Source organism: Bacillus sp. ISL-34 (assembly GCF_018613325.1).
Classification (GTDB): Bacteria; Bacillota; Bacilli; order Bacillales; family DSM-1321; genus Peribacillus.
In genome coordinates, this window is sequence record NZ_JAGGQJ010000033.1 from 190,851 (window position 1) to 215,419 (window position 24,569).

20 protein-coding genes and 1 pseudogene are annotated in these 24,569 nt (G+C 40.1%); 18 read left to right on the forward strand and 3 right to left on the reverse strand.

Going from position 1 to position 24,569, the window contains the following annotated elements; genetic code table 11:
* Positions 1–36 precede the first annotated feature (36 nt).
* Positions 37–1,101, forward strand: a complete 1,065-nt coding sequence (locus J7E52_RS22090; RefSeq protein WP_286197999.1) for a M14 family zinc carboxypeptidase — start codon at positions 37–39, stop codon at positions 1,099–1,101.
* Between the two features lie 400 nt (positions 1,102–1,501).
* On the opposite strand, the gene speB is transcribed toward J7E52_RS22090, so the two are convergent.
* Positions 1,502–2,470, reverse strand: coding sequence for an agmatinase (gene speB / locus J7E52_RS22095; protein ID WP_214750543.1), 969 nt, complete (start codon positions 2,468–2,470; stop codon positions 1,502–1,504).
* A gap of 449 nt (positions 2,471–2,919) precedes the next feature.
* On the opposite strand from speB, the gene J7E52_RS22100 reads away from it, so the two are divergent.
* From J7E52_RS22100 to J7E52_RS22115, 4 genes are all read left to right on the forward strand, one after another.
* Positions 2,920–4,266 (forward strand): APC family permease, encoded by a 1,347-nt coding sequence (locus tag J7E52_RS22100; protein ID WP_309476924.1) that lies wholly within the window; start codon positions 2,920–2,922, stop codon positions 4,264–4,266.
* Positions 4,267–4,877: 611 nt separating this feature from the next.
* Complete coding sequence (locus J7E52_RS22105; protein WP_214750544.1) at positions 4,878–6,155, forward strand: Glu/Leu/Phe/Val family dehydrogenase; 1,278 nt, start codon at positions 4,878–4,880, stop codon at positions 6,153–6,155.
* Positions 6,156–6,189: 34 nt separating this feature from the next.
* Positions 6,190–6,480, forward strand: a complete 291-nt coding sequence (locus J7E52_RS22110; RefSeq protein ID WP_137019970.1) for an SAV0927 family protein — start codon at positions 6,190–6,192, stop codon at positions 6,478–6,480.
* A gap of 17 nt (positions 6,481–6,497) precedes the next feature.
* Entirely contained in the window at positions 6,498–6,746 is a 249-nt protein-coding gene (locus tag J7E52_RS22115; RefSeq protein ID WP_137019971.1) for a biotin/lipoyl attachment domain-containing protein, read from the forward strand.
* Positions 6,747–6,821: 75 nt separating this feature from the next.
* On the opposite strand, the gene J7E52_RS22120 is transcribed toward J7E52_RS22115, so the two are convergent.
* Positions 6,822–7,562: an IclR family transcriptional regulator gene (locus J7E52_RS22120; RefSeq protein ID WP_214750545.1), complete on the reverse strand. Its 741-nt coding sequence runs from the start codon at positions 7,560–7,562 to the stop codon at positions 6,822–6,824.
* Positions 7,563–7,737: 175 nt separating this feature from the next.
* Between J7E52_RS22120 and J7E52_RS22125 the strand changes: the two genes are divergently transcribed.
* The 10 genes from J7E52_RS22125 to J7E52_RS22170 all read left to right on the forward strand — a co-directional run bounded on the left by J7E52_RS22125 (position 7,738) and on the right by J7E52_RS22170 (position 19,235).
* Positions 7,738–8,616, forward strand: a complete 879-nt coding sequence (locus tag J7E52_RS22125) for a dimethylarginine dimethylaminohydrolase family protein (RefSeq protein ID WP_214750598.1) — start codon at positions 7,738–7,740, stop codon at positions 8,614–8,616.
* Positions 8,613–10,229 (forward strand): M20/M25/M40 family metallo-hydrolase, encoded by a 1,617-nt coding sequence (locus J7E52_RS22130; RefSeq protein WP_214750546.1) that lies wholly within the window; start codon positions 8,613–8,615, stop codon positions 10,227–10,229. The genes J7E52_RS22125 and J7E52_RS22130 overlap by 4 nt, the downstream gene beginning before the upstream one ends.
* Positions 10,230–10,284: 55 nt before the next feature.
* The gene (locus J7E52_RS22135) at positions 10,285–11,739 is read left to right on the forward strand and encodes a YfcC family protein (RefSeq protein WP_214750547.1); all 1,455 of its coding nucleotides are present in this window, start codon (positions 10,285–10,287) and stop codon (positions 11,737–11,739) included.
* 45 nt (positions 11,740–11,784) lie between these two features.
* Positions 11,785–12,972 carry an amidohydrolase gene (locus J7E52_RS22140; RefSeq protein WP_396020305.1) on the forward strand — a complete coding sequence of 396 codons (1,188 nt, stop codon included), beginning with the start codon at positions 11,785–11,787 and terminating at the stop codon, positions 12,970–12,972.
* A gap of 163 nt (positions 12,973–13,135) precedes the next feature.
* Positions 13,136–13,897, forward strand: coding sequence for a dimethylarginine dimethylaminohydrolase family protein (locus J7E52_RS22145; RefSeq protein ID WP_214750549.1), 762 nt, complete (start codon positions 13,136–13,138; stop codon positions 13,895–13,897).
* 51 nt (positions 13,898–13,948) lie between these two features.
* The gene (locus J7E52_RS22150) at positions 13,949–15,364 is read left to right on the forward strand and encodes an amino acid permease (RefSeq protein WP_214750550.1); all 1,416 of its coding nucleotides are present in this window, start codon (positions 13,949–13,951) and stop codon (positions 15,362–15,364) included.
* A 423-nt stretch (positions 15,365–15,787) separates the two neighbouring features.
* Positions 15,788–16,321 (forward strand): SRPBCC family protein, encoded by a 534-nt coding sequence (locus J7E52_RS22155; protein WP_214750551.1) that lies wholly within the window; start codon positions 15,788–15,790, stop codon positions 16,319–16,321.
* 132 nt (positions 16,322–16,453) lie between these two features.
* Complete coding sequence (locus tag J7E52_RS22160) at positions 16,454–16,792, forward strand: VOC family protein (protein WP_214750552.1); 339 nt, start codon at positions 16,454–16,456, stop codon at positions 16,790–16,792.
* A gap of 530 nt (positions 16,793–17,322) precedes the next feature.
* Positions 17,323–18,459: a YibE/F family protein gene (locus J7E52_RS22165; RefSeq protein ID WP_396020304.1), complete on the forward strand. Its 1,137-nt coding sequence runs from the start codon at positions 17,323–17,325 to the stop codon at positions 18,457–18,459.
* Entirely contained in the window at positions 18,459–19,235 is a 777-nt protein-coding gene (locus tag J7E52_RS22170) for a YibE/F family protein (RefSeq protein WP_214750553.1), read from the forward strand. The genes J7E52_RS22165 and J7E52_RS22170 overlap by 1 nt, the downstream gene beginning before the upstream one ends.
* A gap of 179 nt (positions 19,236–19,414) precedes the next feature.
* Here J7E52_RS22170 and J7E52_RS22175 read toward each other — a convergent pair whose 3' ends face one another.
* Complete coding sequence (locus tag J7E52_RS22175; protein WP_214750554.1) at positions 19,415–20,038, reverse strand: cache domain-containing protein; 624 nt, start codon at positions 20,036–20,038, stop codon at positions 19,415–19,417.
* Positions 20,039–20,051: 13 nt separating this feature from the next.
* On the opposite strand from J7E52_RS22175, the pseudogene J7E52_RS22180 reads away from it, so the two are divergent.
* The 3 genes and pseudogenes from J7E52_RS22180 to J7E52_RS22190 all read left to right on the forward strand — a co-directional run.
* Positions 20,052–20,765: pseudogene (locus tag J7E52_RS22180) on the forward strand (aldehyde dehydrogenase family protein); the annotation flags it as partial.
* A gap of 864 nt (positions 20,766–21,629) precedes the next feature.
* Entirely contained in the window at positions 21,630–23,240 is a 1,611-nt protein-coding gene (locus tag J7E52_RS22185) for a sigma-54 interaction domain-containing protein (protein WP_286198002.1), read from the forward strand.
* Positions 23,241–23,372: 132 nt separating this feature from the next.
* On the forward strand, positions 23,373–24,524 hold the full coding sequence (locus J7E52_RS22190) for an iron-containing alcohol dehydrogenase (protein WP_214750555.1): 1,152 nt from the start codon (positions 23,373–23,375) through the stop codon (positions 24,522–24,524).
* The last annotated feature ends 45 nt before the right edge of the window (positions 24,525–24,569 follow it).

Here is a 24,569-nt window from a genome sequence, read left to right on the forward strand (position 1 = left end):
TTTCATGATTATTAAATTTGATAAGGAGGGTTTTTATTGAATTTTAAAAAGAAAGTTCTATCAGTTTCATTATCTAGTTTAATGACGTTAAGCGCTGTAACAGCAGTTGCACTACCAGTCGGAGCGGTTGGAAATGGCCCCAGTGCTGGAAATGGACAAGTGACAACTTCAAATCTTCATACATATGAAAGCTTGGTAAGCTATCTTGAAACGCAGGATGCAAAACAAGAAAGGCTGGCACTGGAAGTAATCGGGGAAACGGTAAAAGGAAGGGATATTTACCTAGCGAAGTACATTACAAATCCTAAAAATCCAACTATACTATTTTTAACTCAACAGCATGGAAATGAACAATTGACTACTGAGGGTGCACTCGAATTCATTAAACATCTAGGTACGAATAAGACTAAAGGCATTTTGGAAAATATTAATATACTGATCATTCCCATGTTAAATGCAGATGGGGCCATGGGAGATGTTAATTTCCCTCTTGATGACTATTTAGCAAAAGGTGATCGGCATCTAACCCGGGCAAATGCAAATGGGGTCGACTTAAACCGTGAGCATGATAAAAAAACTGATTCCATGCAAGTAGAGGTAAAAGCTTTACACGAAAATGTATTTGCGAAATACGATATAGATTACATGATAGATTTACATCATCAAGGGACGCTAAGTGAAACAGATGGTGAACTTGTTTCAGGTTCAATTCTTTATCCTACAAATGCTAACGTAAAGCCTGAAGTGTTAGAAGCGTCAAAAAAACTGGGTGCTGTTGTATATAACTCCATTGAAACAACTGGTTGGGGGCATATTGGTAGGTATGATGGCGGTTCTGGAGAAAATATAGGCCGCAATGGTGCAGCCGTTCGTTATGATATTGCTACACTGCTCTTTGAGATGCGAGGTATGTCGGACCACAATATCGAGTCAGTGGCGCTTGGACAAAAAAGTAATGGCTATCTAATAAAGCAAACAGTAACCACTTTGGATGCAGCTGTCAGAGCCATTGCCGATGATTCAATCGAAACTGTTGATGCAAGCTTTTGGGACACCCTGCCTACACAATACAATCGTCCTGGGGCAGAATCAGACGAATAAAATGATAACACATCCCATTCTTTCAGATGGGATGTGTTTTTTTGATTCCTTATGAAATCGGAAACAGGATGGGGAGCCAGTTTTTATAACCCGATATGACATTAGTTACAGTGAAAATAGCAGTACTATAATAAAAGATGACATGGAAAAAAGCATCTGCTTTCACCTAAACAGATGCTCAGTTTATTGACAAAAGGGGTTCGAAAGGGGCTCATCTTTTAAAACAAGACTATGGTTTTCTATATGTTTTTTTATTGTTTTATGAAATCAGCTTGAACGTTTTTTATAGAAAAAAACTGTAGGCAAACTCGCTTTCTTCGAATTTGTCTACAGTCTAAAGCATCTGTTTTCATCTAAAGGGATGCTTTTTGAATTTCAGGACTTTTTTATTTTGTTGCTCTTATAAACTTTTTTCGGCTGAATTCTCCTCATTTTGTTCTTCTTTTAGTTGTAAGGCTACTAAACTGGCAAAGTCATGAATGATGGTGGCTGCCAATAGTGATGTAATTTGTGTTGGATCGTACGGCGGGAGAACTTCCACCAGGTCAAACCCAATAAAGTTGAATCCTTGCAGAGAGCGTATCATCTCTAGGGTTTCAAAGCTATTTAAACCGCCAACCTCCAAGGTGCCAGTTCCAGGAGCACAGGATGGATCAACAAAATCAATATCAAAGGTCAAGAAACATGGTGTATCCCCAATGGTTTTCTTGACTTCCTTCACGACATCTTCGATTCCTCTTTTCTTCAGCTCGGGCGTGGTTATCACATTGTAGCCTAGATCTGTACTGGAATCTATATCTCCTGGATGATTGAGCGTACCTCTGATGCCAATCTGGAAAACTTTATCCGTTTGGAGCAAGCCTTCCTCATATGCACGGATAAACGGTGAACCATGCCAGTATTTTTCATCATAATAAGTATCCCAGGTATCTGTATGTGAATCAAAATGAAGAAGTGCAACAGGACCGTGTATTTTTGCGGCAGCTCTTAGATTAGCCAATGTTACTGAATGATCTCCTCCGATGCCTATTGGAATGATACCGTTTTTCATCAAGTCTGCCATGGCCTTTTCAATTATCTCATAACTTCGATGTATATTATGGGGAATCACCGAAACGTCCCCAATATCAATTGCATTACATTCGTCAAACGGAAATACCTTGTGAATGGGATGGTAAGGAAACAACGTCATGGATGCTTGGCGGACTGCCTGTGGGGCAAACCGAGCTCCTACCCTGAATGAAGCAGCTGTATCAAAAGGCATACCTACCACTGCCAATTTGGCATTTTCTCTTGAAGAAGGTAAGCGCATAAATGATCCGGTGGTACAAAACTCTGGTTTAACATCAGGGGATAAAGGATATTTCATTTTTTCTATTCCTCCATTTTCTTATATCTATAATAGTTTTGGAACTCATTTTGAAACTCATCATTTTGAAACTCATATAGGTGAATTCCTATAGATGATTAATCATGCAATTATCATGCCAAGTCACAGTAACTGATTTAGTGAGGGTTTTTACTAGATATCTTTGGCTTGGGGTATGCAAAGGCGAATAATTTATGGGAAATTGAATCGCCAATGAAGAGATGCTGCAAGACTTCATTTCCATGAATCAATCATGTGCCGTTAAGAATACAGGAATTAAGTAGCATTTTTGGCGTCTTTCGTTTGTCGAACTAAACCGAAATCATGTGGCACAGAAATTGCATTAAGGTATACAGGTAAAACTTTTTAAAAAAGAGGGAGGCATGGGGATTTATCTAGTTAAGAAATGAACCTACTAGTTTGAAAGCGGTTTCAAGGAGGAATGATAGGTGGAAAATGAGGTTACATTGAAAAGATCACTGAAATTATGGCAAATCGTTATGATGGGGTTAGCATATATGACCCCCATGGTCGTATTTGATACATTTGGCATTGTATCTGGGATTACGGGCGGCCATGTACCGACTGCCTATATCGTTGCATTGGTGGGGATGCTTTTTACAGCTGCCAGCTATGGAAAACTTGTAAAGGTTTTTCCTGCTGCAGGTTCAGCCTACACTTATACGCAAAAGGCCATAAACCCGCATTTGGGATTCCTGGTAGGATGGTCTTCGTTGTTAGACTATTTGTTTTTACCTATGGTCAATGCATTGTTGACCAAAATTTATCTCACAGCATTATTTCCAGGAGTTCCTACATGGATTTGGGTAGTAGTGTTCGTAGCAATCGTCACCATTCTCAATCTCAGGAGCGTCAATGTACTTGCAAACTTTAATGCGCTTTTTGTTTTAATTCAGATTGCCATCATGGCAGTGTTCATCATTCTTGTTGTCAAAGGTTTAAATGATGGAGAAGGTACAGGAGAAGTGTTTACGATAAAGCCTTTCGTAAATGAAGGAATGGACTTTTCGGCAATAATAACCGGGGCCACGATCCTTTGTTTTTCCTTTTTGGGATTCGATGCGGTAACGACACTATCTGAGGAAACGCCGGATCCGAAAAAAACGATTCCAAAAGCGATATTTTTAACTGCACTTTGGGGTGGAATCATCTTCATTACCGCATCTTTCTTTATTCAGCTCTTTTTTCCGGATATATCCCGTTTTAAGGAACCGGATGCTGCATTACCGGAAATCGCCCTTTATGTAGGTGGGAAGCTATTTCAATCCATTTTTCTTTGTACGACTTTCGTCAATACGCTAGCCTCGGGACTAGCATCGCATGCCAGCGTTTCCCGTCTTTTGTATGTTATGGGACGTGATAAAGTGTTTCCTGAAAAATGGATTGGGTTTATTCACCCTAAGTGGAAGACGCCAGCGATTAATGTACTCATAGTTGGAGTCATTTCATTATCGGCTTTATTCTTTGATTTAGTGACAGCAACGTCACTGATCAACTTTGGTGCATTAATGGCATTTACCTTTGTAAATCTGTCAGTGATCAGCCATTTTATCATTCGGGAAAAGAAGCATCGAACGTTAAAGGGGTGTATTCAATACTTAATAATGCCTTTAATTGGAGCTATAGCAATTGGAATTCTTTGGATCAACCTTGAAGAGAGTTCCTTAATAATGGGAACAAGTTGGTTCATTATTGGTTTTTGTTATCTATTATATATCACAAAAGCATTCCGGAAGGCTCCGCCGCAATACCAAGTTGAAGAAATTCAGCTTTGAGACTTTGCAAGGATGCATCAGGGACAAAAAAGGTTTTGAAATGGTTTCATTCCAAAACCTTTTTGGTTTTTTATAAGCTTCCTCGCCGCAAGCGTCTCCGGGGTCTCGACTAGTCGCGAATTTCCTCAATTCAGCGAGTTTTCATCTCGTATAAAAAAGTGAAAAACATGTTGGATAAACCTGTTTACTTTAAAATCATGGCCGGGTGAGGTTATTCTTTAAAAAAAACATTCCAGTTGATTGGAACGGGTGTTGAGACTCCTGCGAGGAAAGCGCGTCAAAGGGCGAGCGAACCTACAGGCGTAAAGACCGCCCGCGGAAAGCGAGTGCCGCGATGAAACGTTCAAATTGTACTAATCCTTAAAAGACTGTGGATAAACTCGATTTTCATCAGTTTGTCACCGAATGACGCATCCTAGAAGGATGCGTTTTTTAATCATCACTGTTTACATATGCAAATCTGAATTGCTTATGAATTAATTCATATTTCCTGATGATTGCATGTGGATGTTGATGATTGCAAATGGCGGTATATTGCTATCTATATAGTATCCTCAAAGCTGGCACGAAAGTTGCTTAATAAGTTATAAGAATATAAGTGAGGTGCTAAAATGACAGAGAAAATTAAGGTAATTGAAAAACGTCAATTGGATAATCCATTGCAGGAATTCCAGGATATCTTAAAAGAAGCAATTCATGTTTTGAACTATCCAGATCAGGTTTTTGATTTTCTGAAAGCGCCAATGCGTTTTCTGGAAGTCTGCATTCCTATTCAAATGGATAATGGGGAGACAAGGATGTTTCAAGGGTATCGGGCTCAACATAATGATGCAGCCGGTCCAACTAAAGGGGGGATTCGGTTTCACCCGGATGTCACTCCCGAGGAAGTTAAGGCATTGGCCGGGTGGATGAGCTTGAAATGCGGAATAACCGATCTTCCATATGGAGGGGCAAAAGGCGGCATTGTATGTGATCCCAGACAGATGAGTTCATCTGAGCTTGAACGATTAAGCAGAGGGTATGTCAGGGCAGTAAGTCAAATAGTGGGACCTACTAAAGATATTCCGGCACCTGATATGTATACGAATTCACAAATCATGGCCTGGATGCTGGATGAATACGATCACATCAGGGAATTCGATTCACCCGGCTTCATTACAGGAAAGCCTCTGAGATTAGGTGGATCGAAGGGCAGGGAAAAGGCCACTTCCAAGGGAGTATTATATACACTTCAAATGATATGTGATTTAAAGGGGATTCCTATTGAAGGCATGCGGGTAATCATCCAGGGATTCGGGAATGTTGGCAGTCATTTGGCCATGTATTTATATGAAATGGGGGCTAAGGTTGTCGGAATAGCGGATGAGCTTGGAGGTTTATATGATCCGAATGGTTTGGACATCCCTTACCTTTTGGAGAACAGGGGCTCGTTTGGGGTCGTTTCGAACTTATACAAAGATTCATTATCCAATCAAGAATTATTGGAAAAAGAGTGTGATGTGCTGATTCCCGCAGCCATTAGCGGAGTGGTGAATAAAGATAATGCAACACGATTAAAATGTGAAATCCTGATCGAAGCAGCAAATGGTCCGACAACAAAGGAAGCGATCAAGATTCTTGATGATAAAGGTATAGTGCTAGTCCCGGATATTTTGGCGAATTCAGGAGGGGTGATAGTTTCGTATTTTGAATGGTGCCAGAACAACCAAGGTTATTATTGGACGGAAGAGCTTGTGGATGAACGATTGAAGGAAAAGATAACGGACAGCTTTTTGAATGTCTACCATACTTCACAAAAATATTCCGTGAACATGAAAGTGGCGGCTTATATTGAAGGGATTCGCAAAATAGCAGAAGCATCCCAGCTTCGAGGTTGGGTCAGGTTCTGAACGAATTAGGGCTTACAAGAAAGGAGGCAATCCGTTGAATTTTGATATTCTTTCCGAAAATAAAGAAAACCAGGCTATTCATCATTATTGCTTATTGTCACAAGATTATAGATATGATGTGACCATTGTATATTCAGGCCAGTTTTTCGGTAAAGCAATGGTGACTTCCATGCAAAGCGGAAGAATGATCCTGCTTTGTGCCAATGATATTAATTTAGATCAATACTGGGCTCCGACCCTTGGCATTGAACAAGAAGATATACCTGAGTTCCAAAACTTTCTCAAGTTAGTGTTACAAACCCCATTTCATTTTGAAGAATACTGAAGGAAGGAATGATGTAGATGTACGTTGATGTGATTCTAAGCCCTTGTGATGGCAGGATTGAAAAAATATCAATATCCAAGAATTCCAGATTTTACGAATGGGAACAATTATTTCAGATTAAGAAGGCAGATGGATGTGTGGAAATCATTGATATTGGTGTAAGCGGAAAGATAGAATCATTGGAGGTATTGGAGGGCGAACCAGTGGTGGCCGGCGAGGTCCTCGCCTATTTCAGGGAAGATTTATTCGTGACCGGCAGCGATTAATATAAAAACGAAAAGAAGATGAAATGATTCATCTTCTTTTTCGGCTTATCCGATAATCCTTTACTGCTTTCTTATTCATGTTCCCCTATACCCCAATTTTGCAGAAACCCGATTACCAGTTTCCATCACATTCTTAATGAGGAAATCAAGTCTTTCTTCTGTCAGGTTAAAGCTGACAAAACCTATGCTCACCGCACCGTGAACTTCCCCAAAATGGTTCAATATCGGCACGGCAACAGAACATGTTCCCTCTGTTCTTTCACTGTGACTGATTCCATGACCCTTCATTTTAGTCTCTTGCAATATATCCCAAAAAGCTGCTCTTTCTTGAATTGGCAGAAGAGCATCCACGATTTTTTCCGCTTGTTTATATGGCATATAGGCGAGCATCGCTTTATTGGCGGCCCCAATATGCATAGGAACTCGTGAGCCAAGCTGGTCATAAACCCGGATTTGGCTTTTTTCACTGTCGATTCGTTCGATAACGAGTGATTCCATTCCTATTGGCTGGCTGAGATAGACGCTTTCCTCCACTTTGTTCATCAGCCTTTCCAGTTCAGGCCTTATTTGGCTGATGTAATCCATTTTGTCATACATACGTAAACCATATTCGAGCCAAATATTCCCCAAACCATATTGTTTGGATTGCCCGTCCTGTTGGATTAATCCATGCGAGGACATCGCTTTTAACAAACGATGCATGGAGCTGACAGGAAGATCACATTCTTGGGAAAGTTCCGTAATTGACAGCCAGTTTTCCGATGAATTGGAAACCAGCACCTTTATAACGTTCATGGCGCGGTCGATCGATTGCATAAACAAACCACCTATCTTTCATTACAAGTTGAATAAAACTTTGATTTATTTGAATATTTAAAACATATTGACATTATACCAAAGTTGATTTTATAATAAAAGAAAAATTCCTAACAGCGGAAACGTTTTCCACTATTCGGAAAAGGAGGGGGAGGCAGTGACATTCTGTTCGTCCATGTACAAACCATTGGAACGTGTCATTGTAAAACATCCTAAAGAAGCTTTTATTAGTCAAGAGCATTTAAGCCAAGCATGGCGGAACTTCAACTTTGCGGAAGAGCCTGATTTCAACGAAGCACTAAAAGAGTATGGTGACTTTATATCCATTTTGGAGAAATATGTTTCAAACATCGATTATTTGCCAGCATCTTCGCTAGTCGGCATTGACTCCATATATGCGCATGACCCGGTCAAATTCACAAGCCAAGGAGCCATTATTTTAAAGTCCGGGAAAGAATTGAGACAGCCGGAAGCTAATGTATACAAGGAATATTGTAAAGAAAAGAACATCCCGATTATTGGGTATTTAACGGGTGATGCGGTTGCGGATGGCGGTGATATCGTTTGGCTTGATGATAAGACCCTTGTTGTCGGACATGGTTATCGTACAAACGCTGAAGCCATTCGGCAATTAAAGGAAATGACCGCACATCTTGTGGATGAATTCATCGTAGTTCAGCTTCCGCATGATCAGGGAGAGGCAGAGTGTCTCCATCTTATGTCTTTCATCAGTCTTGTCGACCATGATTTAGCAGTGGTTCACTCCCGCCTTATGCCTGTTTTTTTCAGAAAACTGCTGATTGAACGAGGCATTCAGCTTATCGAAGTGCCGGTTGATGAGTACTTGACCTTAGGCTGTAATGTGCTTGCCATTGCTCCGCGGGTTTGCGTGATAGCTTCTGGTAACGCTTACACAAAGCGGAAGCTTCTTGATGCCGGAGCAACAGTTTATGAATACAAAGGAACTGAAATCAGTTACAAAGGCACTGGCGGTCCAACTTGTTTAACCTGCCCGGTGGTGCGTACAAATATTAATGAAGGGGGATTGGCATGAGTCAATTACTATGGGGTGCTCCAGAAACGCTTCGTGCTTTGTTATGTGAACTTGTTAGCTGGGAAAGCCGTACTCTTACATTGGGGGAGCGCACGTTTCCTTATAAGGTTCAAGAAAAATTGAGGGAGCTTGATTATTTTAAAAGGAATCCGGCGTACTTATCGCTTCACGAGGCTGATTTAGGGAGAAATTTTGTCAATGCCTTTTATAAACATCCCGATAGCAAGGAGACCGTTGTATTAATTAGCCATTTTGATACGGTTCATACCGAAGAATATGGTGATCTTGAGGCTCTTGCTTTTCAGCCGGAGGAGCTCACGAAAAAGCTTCATGACCGGAAAGGAGATCTACCGGAAGAAGCGCGCATTGATCTTGAATCGGGAAAGTACTTGTTTGGCAGAGGAACGATGGATATGAAAATGGGGCTTGCCCTTCATATGGCTATCATCGAAAAGGCAAGCATCGAAAAATGGCCGATCAATCTCCTGCTGTTAACGGTTCCTGATGAGGAAGTGAATTCTGCGGGAATGAGGGCTGCAGTTAAAGAACTTGTGACTTTACGGGATAAATATGACCTTTCCTATAAAATGTTTTTTAATAGTGAACCGTCCTTTTCACAGAAACCGGGTGATAATAGTCATTATATTTATTCCGGGACTTTGGGGAAAATCATGCCCGCTGCCCTTTTTTATGGGAAAGAAACTCATGTGGGTGAGCCATTAAAGGGCATAACGGCTAACTATATAGCCTCGTTCCTCACGCAGCTCATGGAGTGGAACACTCTTTTTCAGGAAAGTGATCTTGGTGAGGAAACACCTTTACCGGTATCGCTTCAGCAAAAAGATCTGAAACTGCAATATTCAACCCAAACACCTTATCGTGCGGCAGCGCTTTATAATGTGTTCATTATGAAAAGGACAGCTGCAGAGATAATGGATTTATTCGAGCAGGTTGCAAACGAAGCGGCGATTAAATGCAATGAATCTTATAAAGCTCTTTGTCTGCGTGAACAAATTGAAGGTGTAGGTGAAGTGCAAGTATTGCGCTACGAAAAGTTACTTTCATATGCCGAGGGCAAATTTGGCGGCAGTTTTGTTGAGCAAATAAAGAGTGAAGTTAAAGGAAACATGGATTTGGATGAGCGGGAAAAATCACTTAGGATCGCTGAAAAGTTGATGATACAATGTCAGGAGCTTTCACCCGCCATTGTATTGCTGTTCGCACCGCCATATTATCCAGCCGTCAATACGTCCGATGATCCGCTTATCATGGAATCTGTGAAATTAATGAAGGAAACTGCCAGCTTGCTTGGTAAAGAAGTGAGCCATATTCATTATTTTAATGGCCTTTGCGATTTAAGCTATGTTCAGTATAGCGATGAGTCTGATGGATGGACGGCTTTTGAAAAAAATACACCGGTCTGGGGCGATACTTACAGCATTCCTTTTGCTGATATGCAAAAACTTCAGGCACCCGTACTTAATGTGGGTCCGTTTGGTAAGGATGCACACCAGAAAACTGAGCGCCTTCACATCGATAGTGCCTTCGTTCATACGCCCGTTATGCTGGAGAAGTTAATAAAGAGTATGATTAATTGTTTGGTTGAGAAGTGATGGTCCGACAGGAAAACTGGATTAATGGTATTAAACTTTAACTGGGGGTATTTATATGAATAACCTGCCTGATGGTCAAATCACTTCCGAGCCGCTTAATCAAAATAATAAGCCACATAACCAACTAACGGAGTTACCGGAAAAAGGGATTAACCCTTTTGTCCTGATGTTTATCGTCATTGTAATCGTGACGATTTTAACCTATATCTTACCTGCAGGCCAATATGAAAGAATTGAAAAGGATGGCAGGAGTGTAGTCGATCCTACTTCGTTTGAATTTGTTGATTCAACACCAGTGGGATTATTGGAAATGTTCAGCAGTATTCACGCAGGGATGATCGAAGGAGCGTCAATTATCTTATTCGTCTTTTTGTTTGGCGGAGCACTTGGAATCATGCAGGCAACAGGAGCGCTGGATTCTTTCATTAAGTTTGTGGCTGTCCGATTCGGAACAAAAGAGAAATTGCTTATTCCGTTGATGGTATTAATCTTCGCGTCATTAGGGACTCTGATCGGCTCTGCTGAAGATGCATTAGTTTATATCGCAATCATTGTTCCGATGACGATTGCATTAGGCTTCGATGCACTTACAGGCTTTGCGATCGTCATCCTTGGAACATTGGCGACTGGATTCATTTCGGGCATTACGAACCCTTTTAATGTAGGAGTTGCCCAAAGCATCGCAGAATTGCCCATGTATTCGGGAATGGGATTGCGAATCGCTCTTCTTGCAGTGTTTTATGTCGTTACAGTATTGTACATCTATTTCCATGCAATGAAGGTTAAAAGAAACCCTGAACTGGGGGAGTATGGGAAATTCAGGCGTGAAGATCATGCACATCTTGATAAAAACTTTAGGATGAGTAAAAGACATAGCGCTGCTTTAATTATTTTATTGGTGAATTTCATTCTATTAGTATATGGAGTTATTAAATTAGGATGGTATATAAGTGAAATTGGCGGCTTGTTTTTATTAAGCGGGATCATAATGGGCATAATTGGTGGCTTAACTCCATCCAAGATGGCTAATGGTTTTATTTCAGGAGCAGGCGACATGGTTTCTGGGGCATTGATAATAGGAGTTGCGCAGACAATCTTGGTCATCATTACAAGTGGCGGATTGCTGGATACTATTTTATATTATGCGGCAGGGTTGGTTGAGCAGCTTCCTCCCGCCATAAATGCAATCGGAATGTTCATTGTCCAATTATTTCTTAACTTCATTGTTCCATCCGGAAGTGGACAAGCAGCATTGACGATGCCGATCATGGCTCCATTAGCGGATTTAATGGGTGTGACAAGACAAACGGCAGTGTTGGCATTCCAATTAGGGGATGGGATTTCGAATATGATATTTCCGACTTCTGGAGTGCTATTGGCTGGACTGGCAGTGGCAGGCATATCATTTACGAAATGGGTAAAATGGGTGTTTCCATATCTTTTGATTCAGGCTGCGGTAGCGATAATCTTTTTGATCATTGCTCAAAGCATACAGTATGGCCCTTTTTAAAGATCCGAAAAGTATGAATATTCGAATTAATGGGAGGCGTTTATGATGAAGACAATACAGGAGACGATTGAGGATGAAGTGATTTCATGGAGACGTCATTTTCACGAAAATCCGGAGCTCTCATATCAGGAGCACCAAACTTCTGAATTCATCTACAGGAAATTAAAAACCTTTTCAGGATTAGAAGTGACGAGACCAACCGAAACGAGCGTTTTAGCGGTTCTTAAAGGAGCTAAAAAATCTGCCCGGAAATCGAATACCATATCTTTTCGTGCGGATATTGATGCACTCCCGATTGAAGAGGAAGCAGAAATTGAATATAAATCAAAAAATCCAGGGGTTATGCATGCATGCGGACATGATGCACATGCTGCGATGTTATTAGGTGCTGCTAAAGTCCTCTCCGGGAAAAAAGATGCGGTCGATGGAGAAATCAGGTTTATTTTCCAACACGCAGAAGAGGTTCTGCCAGGGGGAGCTCAGGAATTGGTGAAAAAAGGGGTCATGGAAGGAGTGGATTATGCATTTGCACTGCATGTTACGCCTTATGAACGAACAGGGACAATATGTTTAAGGGAAGGGGTATTCTGTGCAGCAGCCGATGATTTTGAAATTAAAATTATTGGTCAGGGCGGTCATGCGTCGACTCCGGAATTAACGGTAGATCCGCTGATCATTGGTGCAGAAATTACCACGAATATTCAACATATCGTTTCCAGAAAAATTTCAGCTCTTAGGACACCTGTCATTTCAGTCACTCAGTTCCATTCCGGAAGTGCGCTCAATGTCATACCAGAATATGCAGAAATCGGTGGTACCATTCGTTCCTTGGACTCTGATAGCCGAGTGAAAGCAAGGGACTATCTAGAGCAAATCGTTAAGGGGATTTCAGAAGCGCATGGGGCAAAATGTGAAATTACCTGGTATTTAGGGTATCCAGCAGTGGTAAATGATAAAGCTGCTGTTGATATTTCAAGAACGGTCATGGAAGGTATTTTTGAAGAAAATAACATCATCCAGGTTGATGATCCCATGTTTGGAACAGAAGATTTTTCGGCTTTTTCCGAAATCGTTCCCTCTTCCATGCAATTTCTAGGCGTCCATAATGATGAGTTTGGAAAAGCTTATCCTCTGCACCATCCTAAATTTAAAATCGATGAGAAGGCTTTAGGATATGGAGTAAGATATTTTGTAGCAATAGCGGAGAAATTGTGCAGTCATCAAAATAATTGAGAAAGCATGGGCTCCGAAGAGGCACCCGTTATAGTTTAAGAGAGGAATTCTATATTTCTATAATTTCCGCTTCTGGAATAAAAGAAACTTCATTTAAAGTACAGGTTCAAAATTAATTTCCAACATTTTAAAAAGATAAACTACCTATATAGGAGGAATATATATGTTTAACCACGCGATTGTAAGAAAGATTGGAAAGAGTTTTGTAAATGGCTTAACAACATCGGATTTAGGAAACCCGGATTATGAAAAAGCGCTTGTGCAGCACGAGGCTTATGTAGAAGCATTAAAACGCTGCGGTGTGAAAGTGACCGTTCTCGAATCGGATGAAAGATTCCCTGATTCTACGTTTGTAGAAGATACCGCCGTGGTGACACCAAAATGTGCGCTTGTAACCAATCCTGGTGCAGATAGCCGTAATGGTGAGATTATTGAAATGAAAGAAGTTTTAAAGGACTTCTATGACACAATCGAATATATTCAATCACCGGGAATGTTAGATGGCGGAGATGTAATGCAAGTTGAAGATCACTTCTATGTTGGCCTTTCAACCAGAACGAATGAAGCAGGTGCTCTGCAGTTCAAAGATATCATGGGTAAGTATGGTTATGATACGACCATCATTCCCCTTAAGAAATTCTTTCATTTAAAAACGGGTGTCAATTACCTCGGAGACAATAATTTATTAGTGGCCGGGGAATTCATTAATCACGGGGCTTTTTCTAGCTTTAATCAAATAACCGTAAAAGAGGAAGAAGAATATTCGGGTAACTGTGTCAGAATGAACGACTCTGTTATTGTCCCAAAAGGGTTTGAGGGTACAAAGAAAAAAATTGAAGATTTGGGATACAAAGTGATTGAAGTGGAAATGTCGGAATTTCAAAAACAAGATGGCGGCCTTAGTTGTCTCTCATTGAGGTTCTAAGATGGTTTTGCTGAAGGCATAGGCTAATAGATTAGATAAGGACGTGATTATATGGGGTATGGACTGGAGAATAATGATCAGCTGCAACGCTCAATGAAAAGACGCCATTTATTTATGCTTTCACTTGGCGGCGTAATTGGTACAGGCCTTTTTTTAAATGCAGGCTATACAATCAACCAAGCGGGGGCAGGAGGAGCCCTGATCGGTTATCTAGCCGGCGGTCTTATTTTGTATATGGTTATGGTCTGCCTTGGCGAGCTGGCCGTTCATATGCCGGTTACAGGTTCATTCCAAAAATATGCTGCCGAATATATAGGGCCTTCCGCTGGTTTCTCTCTAGGATGGATGTATTTCGTAGGTTCAGCCGCAACTGCAGGAGTTGAGTTTACGGCAGCAGGAATATTGATGAAACAATGGTTCCCCCATAGTCCTACCTGGATGTGGTGTGCTGTGTTCATAGTGCTTTTATTTACATTGAATGCATTAACGACAAGAGGTTTTGCAGAGGCGGAATATTGGTTCGCTGGAATAAAAATCGTTGCAGTGATTTTGTTTATCTTGATTGGAATCGCTGGCATCTTTGGTTTTGTCACTTTATCTGATCGTCCAACCCCATTCTTTGAGAATTTGGCTCCCTCTGGTCTTTTTCCAGCAGGTGGCATTACAATTATCTTTGTGACAATGATGAATGTAATATTTTCTTATCAAGGCTCAGAACTAATAGGAATAGCGGCAGGGGAAAGTGAAAAACCTGAAGAGAACATCCCTAAAGCCATTCGAAACGTACTATTTAGAATCATTGTTTTTTACATTTCGTCCATTATCATCCTTTCCGCCATATTCCCTTCTTCGGAATTAGGCTTATTGGAAAGTCCTTTTGTTACTTTGATGAAGATAGCGGGGATACCTTATGCAGCAGGTATCATGAATTTCATTATTTTGACAGCCATTCTTTCTGTGGGGAATTCATGTCTTTATGCATCTACGCGCTTGCTTTGGTCGATGGCCCATGATGGAATGGCACCTAAGGTGTTTGGTCTATTGTCCAAAAGGAAAGTGCCATTGAATGCCCTTCTTTTTACGATATGCTTTTCGCTTCTATCGTTATTGACTAGCTTCATTGCGGCGGATACTGTTTTCGTGATACTTATGTCCATAGCGGGTATTTCCGTCACGATCTCTTGGATGGGAATTGCTTTATCGCAATATATGTTTAGAAGGAAGTTTATAAAAGCGGGAGGTAAAACGGAAGATTTACAATACATAGTACCATTTTACCCATTTGTCCCGTTGTTTTGTTTAGGCTTTTGTTTGCTGATTCTAGTATTCCTTGCCTTTGACCCTACTCAACGAGTTGGACTGTTTTATGGAATAGGATTTTTGGTAGCCTGTATATTATTCTATAAATTTAAATTGGCTAAGAAAGTAGAGTCAAACACTAACTATGAAAATGAAAAAATATTGTAATAGAGTTAAATTTGCTGTTATATATGAAACCCTTATTAAATTGAAGAAATTTGCGACACTCCTGCCGAATAACTGGCTAGCCAAGACCCCGGAGACGCTTGCTTTGATGAGGCTTGGCAGACAGTCGGCGGAAAGGGAGCGGATTTCTTCAATTAATTGTAACTTCTTTCTGGCGGTTCCATCAATTGAAATGGTTTCATCCCGAACCATGATCTAAACTAGGTTTTCATCATGTTCTTACAACTTAATCTATATCGATTGCCCGTTCGTATTAATAGGTTAGCCAGTTTATTTTACTGGTTGACCTTTTTTTAATCTTGAAGTTGCGGTCACTGTGTTGATCATTTACAAAATCGGAAGGGAAATACTGACATTGTGACGAAGTAGAAGGAATATCTTACAAAAGAGGAAGGAGGAATTAACATGTCTGATAACAAAGTGATTAACAACATCACAATGAGCTTAGATGGGCGGGACCTCGTCATGGAGCGTATATTTGACGGGCCGCGGGACCTTGTTTTTAAAGCGTTTTCGAATTCTGGGCGTTTGGCTAGCTGGTGGGGGCCGAGTGGATGGCAAACGGAAAATCGGGAGTTTAATTTTAAGCCTGACGGCGTATGGCATTATTGCATGCGGTGCACAGATGAAAACCAAGGTGAATTTTATGGCCAAGAATCTTGGGGTAAAGGTGTTTATCAAGAAATAATCGTACCGGAGAAGATTGTCTTCACGGATATGTTTTCAGATGAAGAAGGCAACGCAGCAGACGGTATGCCAGTTACACTGATAACGATGACGTTTGTTGAACACGAGGGTAAGACTAAACTCATCATGCGTTCTAGATTCGCTTCAGTCGAGGGACTTCATCAAGTAATGGAAATGGGTGTAGTCCAAGGATGTGCCTCACAATTTTACCGCCTCGACGACCTTCTCGTAAAGCTTCAAAAGATAGGGTAATAAGCATTCTATTAAACAAATACGATTCTTCCTTAAGCAGGATCGCTTTTTTTATGCTGCTAAGGGCAGTAAAGCATATGAAAAATTAACTTTCTTGCCAGATGGAGACGGAATTAGAATAGGGGGAAAGTAATGAAAATCAATCATTTAAATTTAACTGTTAATGATGTTACAGCATCAAGGGAGTTTTTAGAAAAATACTTTGGTTTATCATGTGCAGGAAGTCGTGGAGATGGGTTCGCCGCAATGAAAGATGATGATGGATCCATATTGACACTAATGAAAGGAAGCGATGTACAATACCCCAAGACTTTTCATGTTGGATTCATACAAGAAAATGAAGAACAAGTTAACAGGATCAATCAGAAGTTAAAGGATGATGGATTCATGGTAAAACCTCCAAAACATTTACACAGATATACCTTCTATGTAGAAGCGCCTGGAGGATTTAACATTGAAGTACTGTGTTGAAAAAGTAAATTGGAGTAAAAAACGCAGTTCAGTGAGGTACGGAGAAGCGTATCACAAGTTAAGATTTAACAACTGATGTATTTACATGTTATTCAGCATCAGGCGCTTTTATAAGAAGCCCTATTCCTCAATTTAAGTGGTGAGAATGGGGCTTTTTATATTGGTATTTTCCTGACGCTCCCCCTAATAGTGACAAGAAATTATTATATATTTAGAAATAGACCTCGCAAGAATATTTTAATTTAATATATACACAAATTGGTGGTTTGTAAATATGTACGGAGTACAAAGTGTAGACAAAAAAGAGTTAAGTCAAAACATCTCTGGTAAAATTCTATGTCACCTCAATCTCTTCTTCCCGTTTTACCGGGAGAGACATAAAGGAGATAATCGGACGTTGTTCGCAAATTAAATCTATTCATGATAAGATAAATTAATCAAATAATCAAATACTAGTAAGGCGGGGTGGTGTCAGTCAATTCTGGCTCCTCCCTGCCTTTTTTGCCCACCCGATATTTGGAGGTTTTATTTTGAATGTTATCGTAAATAAATGTAAAAAAATGGGTTACAAGCGTGTTTCTTTGTACGCCATCATAGCACTTTGTTTTGTCTCCTCTATTTTCTTTGTTAATCACAATTATTCATTCTATGAACTTCCAATAGCCAAAGTCATCAAAACAAATCTGGAAAATACAACTGAATTGAATGATATGTATCAAAATGAAGATCGACTATTTACCCAGAGTATAATAGCTGTATTACAAAATGGAGAAGAAAAAGGAAAACTTATTCATTTAAGGAATGAATATTCCTCATCCGGAGCTTATGATCAAGAATATCGGGCTGGAAATGATTTATTTGTTTCGATTGATACGAAGAAAGAAGAAAATTCAGAGTTAACTGGAACCATAAAAGACGTAAAGCGTGATAAATTTGTGTTGATTGTAGCATGGATTTTTATCTTGACATTACTTATCGTTGGAAAAAAGCAAGGACTGTTTTCAATTATAAGTTTGGCAGTCAATGCCATATTGTTGTCATATGCATTAGATTTTTATTTGAATACATCAAACATTAGTTTGGTATTGATATGCAGTATAAGTATCATTCTATTTACGGTCCTTTCCCTTTTACTCGTTAACGGTTTTAATGAAAAAACATATGCAGCTATTATTGCGACACTGTTAGGGACTTTTTTATCGCTGTTCATTACTTATCTTGTTATGTGGTTAACTTCCGAAAATGGTCTTCGATATGAAGAAATGCAATTTGTCACTCGTCCTTATAAAATGGTGTTTATGGCAGGGTTATTTATCGGATCTTTAGGAGCCGTAATGGATATAGCCATTACCATGTCTGCTTCGATTTTTGGGTTGTATGAAAAGAATAACCACATATCAGTAAAAGCACTTAAAACTTCTGGATTAGAGATTGGAAAAGACATTATGGGAACCATGACAAATATTTTGTTTTTTGCCTATATAAGTGGCTCCATACCTATGATTATTTTGTATTTGAAAAATGCTTCTGCATTGGGATTTACCCTTTCCATGAACCTAACATTGGAATTGGCCCGTGCCCTAGCTGGTGGTATTGGAATCGTGTTAACTATTCCGATAGGTCTATATATTTCTATTTTTTTCATTAATCGAAAGAGGGAAAGATAATGAATGTATTAGTGTTGCTAGCGTTCATACTATTAATATTGATGATCTGGATTGGTGGAAAAAAAGGAGCACGTTCATTTTTTGCTTTGTTCCTAAACTTTGGTGTAGTACTTTTTACCATCATTTTTATGACAAATCCAAATAATGATCCGTATATCGTAACATTGATTGCATGTACTGTGATTAGTTATATTAATTTATTTTTTATTAATGAGGTGAACAGTACAACAAAAACAGCATTCATTTCTACTATTATCACGATCGTTATTGTACTCTTTTTTATTGTCATTGTGACGGAAAATGCGATGATACAAGGTTTTGGTGAAGAAGAAATAGAAGAGCTTAGCATCTTTTCCCTTTATATTGGAGTAGATTTTGTTAAAATTGGAGCTTCAGTAATTATTATGAGTACTATTGGCGCCATTATCGATACAGCCATGGCCATTTCATCTCCCATGCGAGAAATGTTTCATCATCATCCATCCATTAGCAAGAAAGATTTATTCACATTTGGATTAAGTATTGGGAGGGATATCTTAGGAACATCTACGAATACATTATTTTTTGCCTTCTTTGGAGGCTATTTGGCATTGCTTATATGGTTTAAGGATTTATCCTATTCTGTTGGAGAAATCGTAAACTCAAAAATATTTAGTGCTGAAATGATCACTATATTTTGTGCTGGAACAGGTGTAGCCCTGATAATTCCTATTACTGCCTTGATTACTGCTTATTTTTTGGTGAAAAAAAGAGGAAATAAAGAGAAAGTTATATAGGTTTCATGGCAAAAAGGCTTATGAGCACTCATTTGCCATTTTAATTCCTTCATAACGTTCATGATGTATATGTTAAGATAATAACGAAAAAGCTGACTGAAGAAGCCCGTTCAAAACGGCTCCTGTCATCAGCTTTTTTTTACTTTAGTCCCCAAACGGTTTGATACTGCATCCCGAAATCAAACATGTATATTGAGTTGCTTACGGAGACGTTGCATTTCCGAATTGAAATAGGCTTTGCTGTAATCACATCCGACAATGGCAACGATATTGCCGTCATCATCAATGATTGGCGCAAAGCTTGTTTTCCACTCACCGTACCTGTCTTCGTATATGGGAGTAACACCCGCTTTACCATTAAACGCCTGGTAAGCGACATTAACCATTTCCGGGGGACCAATATATTCTTCCCCCGGTTCAATGACAAAGCCCTTGTCTGCAACGAGGTGAATCAGACGTCCATCCTCCGTCATGGTAAATATAAAGACCCATTCAATTACGCCTTCCTTTTCTTGAATCATGGTAAGTTTTTGTTTTAATTTCTGGGAATAGGAAGTTTGCCGGTTCATATTTTTCTGCAGACTGATAACCTCTTCAGCTGGAATGATAGCTGCGGTTACAGCGGCAACGGAACGAAGCCGTTGATTTATTTGTTCTTCTAAAATGGCCCGTTTATTTACTGGTGAAAAGCGTGCCTCTTCAATTTTATTACGTAATTTTTTATATTTCCTGCTCATCGTCGGCTGGCTGACTTCCAATACCTTTGCCGCTAGTTTTAATGATTTGTATTGTTCCATTGCCATGTTGATCAGTTGATCACCTAACATCGTTTTTGCAGATGCGGATTTAGAGACGGCCGTCGATTACGGATTATTCGGCATCTTCTTCGGTGCAGGCCAAGTATGTTCATCAGGTAGCCGCATTCTTGTTGAAGAAAGTATTTATGATGAATATGTAAAACGCTATGTGGAACGCGCAAATAAAATCAAAGTAGGACCAGGTCTTGCGGAAGACAGCAACATGGGGGCAATTGTCAGCGAAGCGCAAATGAAAAGCATTTTGAACTATATTGAAATCGGCAAACAGGAAGGTGCGACACTTGCAGCAGGCGGTTACCGTCATGTTGATGACGGACTTGACAAAGGATACTTCATTGCACCGACTGTATTCACCGATGTAACACCTGACATGCGCATCGTACAAGAGGAAATCTTCGGTCCAGTCGTCGTCATTCAAAAGTTTAAAGGTGAAGAAGAAGCTATTAAACTTGCAAATGATACAGACTACGGCCTTGCAGGCGGTGTCTTCACTAACGATGGGGCAAAAGGATTGCGAGTGATCAAGAAGGTACGGGCAGGCATCACATGGGTAAATGATTATTATCCAACATATGTCGAGGCGCCATGGGGCGGTTACAAACAGAGCGGGATTGGACGCAGTTTAGGCAAATACGGCCTGGATGAATACCAGGAAATTAAACAAATCAACATTAATCTCGATGTAAAACCTGTCGGCTGGTTTCCAAACTAATCATCTGATTAGAGAGGAAGCAACTTACTTTCTTTCTTCAAACCAAAAGCCTAATCCAAATACGGATTAGGTTTCATTTTGTAACAAAAGGGGTGCGGAAATAAAAAATTCCGAACCCCTTTTTAAATTTCCTTTTAATCAACGGCAGCCTTAATTTTACGAACCAAATGGTTGGCTGGCATTAGTTGATCTAAAGTAATATTTCAAGTTGATTTCGCTGAATAGAAATATGTTTAAAAAGCGTCCTTAACATCTCAGGTTTTAATCCTTCTATTTTAAAAAGACTGTGGGCGAAAGAATTCTATCTAAATGTTAAAACAAGTTGATTGGAGCGGGTGTACGAGACTCCTGCGGGAAAGACGCGTCCAAGGGAAGACCCCACAGGCGCAAGCCGAGGAGGATCCCGGACCGCCCGCGGAAAGCGAATGCCTGGAGCGAAATCAACGTTCAAATTGTTCAAGCCAAAAAAACTGTAGGCAAACTCGATTTTCATCGAGTTTGCCTACAGTCTGAAACGTAATTCTAAATACGGCTTGGTTTTTTGGAGAGAAACTTTTTAAAACACTCAAAAAATTTTTCTTAAGCTATAAATAACGGAGAGTTCAACAATCCAAAAGAATTTAGCTTTTTCGCAGTTTTTCTTCCTATGCAACAAAAGGGGGAGTTTTCCTTTGATGAGTGAAAATGGATTTGAGCATAAAAAACACCATTGATATGATAAAAGTGTCATTCCAATGCATATTTATCGCTTTTAATCAGAAATAGCATATGGGGACTGAATATGTTCTTACCGCTGTAACACTTATTCTCTGTGTCTTTGGTTGAGTACATAGTATCATAAAGGGATGAGGTTAGGAGTGAAGAATGATGACTAAATTTTATTCGGATATGACAGTGGAGGAAGCGATATCAAGTTTTCCGATAGGAAGCACTGAAGTTGAAGTTTTGAATGATACAGATGATTTCATCGGATTTTTGACAATAGAGGCGCTATCTGCGGCAGTGCAGCAGAGTGATTTGACGAAGCCCATTTCTCATTTCATTACTGTGAATGCACCGCTGCAAAATTTACGGAATTACTCAATACCATTTGAACAATTTCAAGCATTCTTCGAGAGTGATTTATGCAGGGTTGTATTTAATGCCCTGTATGATGGCGTGTATATCACGGATGGTGCTGGAACGACATTGTTTATCAATCAAGCTTATCAGCGTATTACTGGAATAAGAGAAGAGGAAATTATCGGAAAACCGATGAGTTATTTAATTGAGCAAGGCATGATATCCGTTTCTGCTTCACTGGACTCCATTCGAACGAAGAATCAAGTTACATTGACGCAAAGAATTCGAAATGGAAGAAAGATTATCGTATCGGCCACACCTATTCTATCGCCACAGAATGAAGTCATATTTGTCATAAATAGTGTTAGGGATATTACGGAATTAATCAGGATGAAGTACACGATTGACAGCCAAAAGTTATCTTTCCAACCTATTTCTCAATTATTGCCTGGTTCGGAACAGGTGAATTTGCAGGAAATAATCATCGGGCCTTCTACAACTCCTTTATTCAAACTGGCTGATAAAGTAGCTAAAACGGATGCGAAGATCTTGTTACAGGGGGAAACGGGAGTAGGGAAGAGTTTAATCGCGAAGTACATACATGGCAAAAGCTCCAGGAAAGAAAAGATTTTCCTTGAATTAAATTGCGGAGCCATCCCAGCAAACTTGGTGGAATCTGAACTTTTTGGATATGAACCAGGGGCATTCACCGGATCACTTAAGAATGGGAAAATGGGGATTTTCGAGAAAGTGAATGGTGGCACGTTATTTTTGGACGAAATTGGGGATTTACCTTTAGAGCTACAGGTAAAACTTTTGAAAGTGGTGGAAGAAAACAAGTTTATGAGAGTGGGTTCTACCGAAATGAAAGAGGTGGATGTCAGGTTAATTACAGCCACCCATCGCGATCTGGCCTCCCTCGTTCAAGAAGGATCTTTCCGCGAAGACCTATATTACCGGCTTAATATCGTATCCTTTGAAGTCCCGCCCTTACGTCAGCGAAAGGAAGAAGCGATCCCACTTTTGGAAATGTATTTGAAAAAATTCAATGAAAAATATAATGAAAAGAAAAAGATGACACCGGAATGCTATGAATGGCTGACGAACTATTCATGGCCTGGCAATATACGTGAGCTTGCGAGTCTTGCAGAGCGACTGGTCGTCACGACCTATGATGATACGATTGATTTGCCTAATTTACCATCTTTCATCCAGCCGGTCTTATCAAAAAAACCAACAACAACACATTCATTGAAGGAAGCCGTTTCCGAGCTGGAGCGTTCCCTGATCCTGAATGCGATGAAGAAATATGGGACTACAAGGGCCGCTGCCATCTCTTTGAATATCAGTCAAAGCGCTTTGGTGCAAAAAATGAAAAAATTTCACATTCGATTAGAAAACGAATCGAATTAGTTTTTCTGATTTGATTTTTACTCATTGTTTCTGCTGTCACGCATGAAAAAAAGGTTATCCACCCTAAAAAATTAAGCGTTTTCACTTTGGCATGATTCCTGCATTAGTAAATACATGAAAGGGGAGATAACCATGAATATTTCTATTTTTTCAATGGCTAACAAATTGGTGACAGGATCAAATTCTTTACAACAGCTGACTGATGAGGTTACGCGATTAGGGATGAAGAATCCGTTGATAGTTACAGATCAAATTTTAGTGGGTGCTGGGGTTGTGCAAAAGGTTGAGGATTTACTTTCTACTGAATACGGTATTTTTTCGGATGTGAATCCTGAACCGGAAATTGAAATCGTTGAGCAATGTGTACGGTCAATCAGGGATGGAAAACATGATGGACTGATTGCGGTAGGCGGTGGCAGTGCGATGGATATTGCGAAAGCCTCTTCCGTCATGGCCACGAATTCGGGCAGCATCGAGTCATATTTCGGCACGAACTTGATTGAAGTTCCAGGGCTACCTTTAATAGCCATACCGACGACGGCCGGAACCGGGTCAGAAGTGACGAATATTTCAATTTTATCGGACAAAAAAGAACAGGTTAAGAAGGGAATTGTAAGTGCGTATCTTTTACCGGATGTAGCGATAGTTTCGCCCGTCATGACACTGACTTGCCCGCCAAGTGTTACTGCTGCGAGCGGAGTGGATGCACTTGTTCATGCGGTCGAGGCTTATATTTCCAAATTTGCTTCGCCCGTTACGGATGCCTTGGCAATTGGGGCGATGAAGTTAATCGCAAAAAATTTACCAAAAGCTTATGCTGCGCCAGATAGTTTGGAAGCACGGGAAGCGATGATCACTGGTAGCCTAATGGCAGGGTTAGCTTTTGGAAATGCCGGAGTTGGAGCTGTCCATGCCCTGGCATATCCGCTTGGAGGCCGCTTCCATTTATCACATGGAGTCAGCAATTCTTTATTACTGCCATTTGTCATGAAGTGGAATAAAATTGCATGTTTGGAAAGGTTCCGTGACATTGCTGAAGCACTTGGAGAGAAAGTCAATCATTTAAATGATGATGAGGCAGCGGAGAAAGCCATTGAAGCGATGACCAGGATATGTCGGTATGTTGATATACCACAGTCACTAAGTGAATTGGACATTCCTGAATCGGCTTTAAGTGAAATGGCTGCTGAGGCCATCAAACAAGTCCGTTTACTTCGCAATAATCCCCGTGCATTAAACGTCCGGGATATCGAAAAAATTTACCGGTCAGCCTATGGCTTTTAAGTGGGGGAAACAATATGAAATGGAAAAAACGTCGCTAAGGAGAAG

What these genes read in the sequence shown, in the direction of transcription:
- speB (WP_214750543.1), bottom strand. Translation starts at nt 2,470, where the DNA reads ATGAAATATCCTTTATCCCCTGATGTTAAACCAGAGTTTTGTACCACC.
- J7E52_RS22105 (WP_214750544.1), top strand. Translation starts at nt 4,878, where the DNA reads ATGACAGAGAAAATTAAGGTAATTGAAAAACGTCAATTGGATAATCCA.
- J7E52_RS22115 (WP_137019971.1), top strand. Translation starts at nt 6,498, where the DNA reads ATGTACGTTGATGTGATTCTAAGCCCTTGTGATGGCAGGATTGAAAAA.
- J7E52_RS22120 (WP_214750545.1), bottom strand. Translation starts at nt 7,562, where the DNA reads ATGCAATCGATCGACCGCGCCATGAACGTTATAAAGGTGCTGGTTTCC.
- J7E52_RS22125 (WP_214750598.1), top strand. Translation starts at nt 7,738, where the DNA reads ATGTACAAACCATTGGAACGTGTCATTGTAAAACATCCTAAAGAAGCT.
- J7E52_RS22130 (WP_214750546.1), top strand. Translation starts at nt 8,613, where the DNA reads ATGAGTCAATTACTATGGGGTGCTCCAGAAACGCTTCGTGCTTTGTTA.
- J7E52_RS22135 (WP_214750547.1), top strand. Translation starts at nt 10,285, where the DNA reads ATGAATAACCTGCCTGATGGTCAAATCACTTCCGAGCCGCTTAATCAA.
- J7E52_RS22140 (WP_396020305.1), top strand. Translation starts at nt 11,785, where the DNA reads ATGAAGACAATACAGGAGACGATTGAGGATGAAGTGATTTCATGGAGA.
- J7E52_RS22145 (WP_214750549.1), top strand. Translation starts at nt 13,136, where the DNA reads ATGTTTAACCACGCGATTGTAAGAAAGATTGGAAAGAGTTTTGTAAAT.
- J7E52_RS22150 (WP_214750550.1), top strand. Translation starts at nt 13,949, where the DNA reads ATGGGGTATGGACTGGAGAATAATGATCAGCTGCAACGCTCAATGAAA.
- J7E52_RS22155 (WP_214750551.1), top strand. Translation starts at nt 15,788, where the DNA reads ATGTCTGATAACAAAGTGATTAACAACATCACAATGAGCTTAGATGGG.
- J7E52_RS22160 (WP_214750552.1), top strand. Translation starts at nt 16,454, where the DNA reads ATGAAAATCAATCATTTAAATTTAACTGTTAATGATGTTACAGCATCA.
- J7E52_RS22170 (WP_214750553.1), top strand. Translation starts at nt 18,459, where the DNA reads ATGAATGTATTAGTGTTGCTAGCGTTCATACTATTAATATTGATGATC.
- J7E52_RS22175 (WP_214750554.1), bottom strand. Translation starts at nt 20,038, where the DNA reads ATGGCAATGGAACAATACAAATCATTAAAACTAGCGGCAAAGGTATTG.
- J7E52_RS22185 (WP_286198002.1), top strand. Translation starts at nt 21,630, where the DNA reads ATGATGACTAAATTTTATTCGGATATGACAGTGGAGGAAGCGATATCA.
- J7E52_RS22190 (WP_214750555.1), top strand. Translation starts at nt 23,373, where the DNA reads ATGAATATTTCTATTTTTTCAATGGCTAACAAATTGGTGACAGGATCA.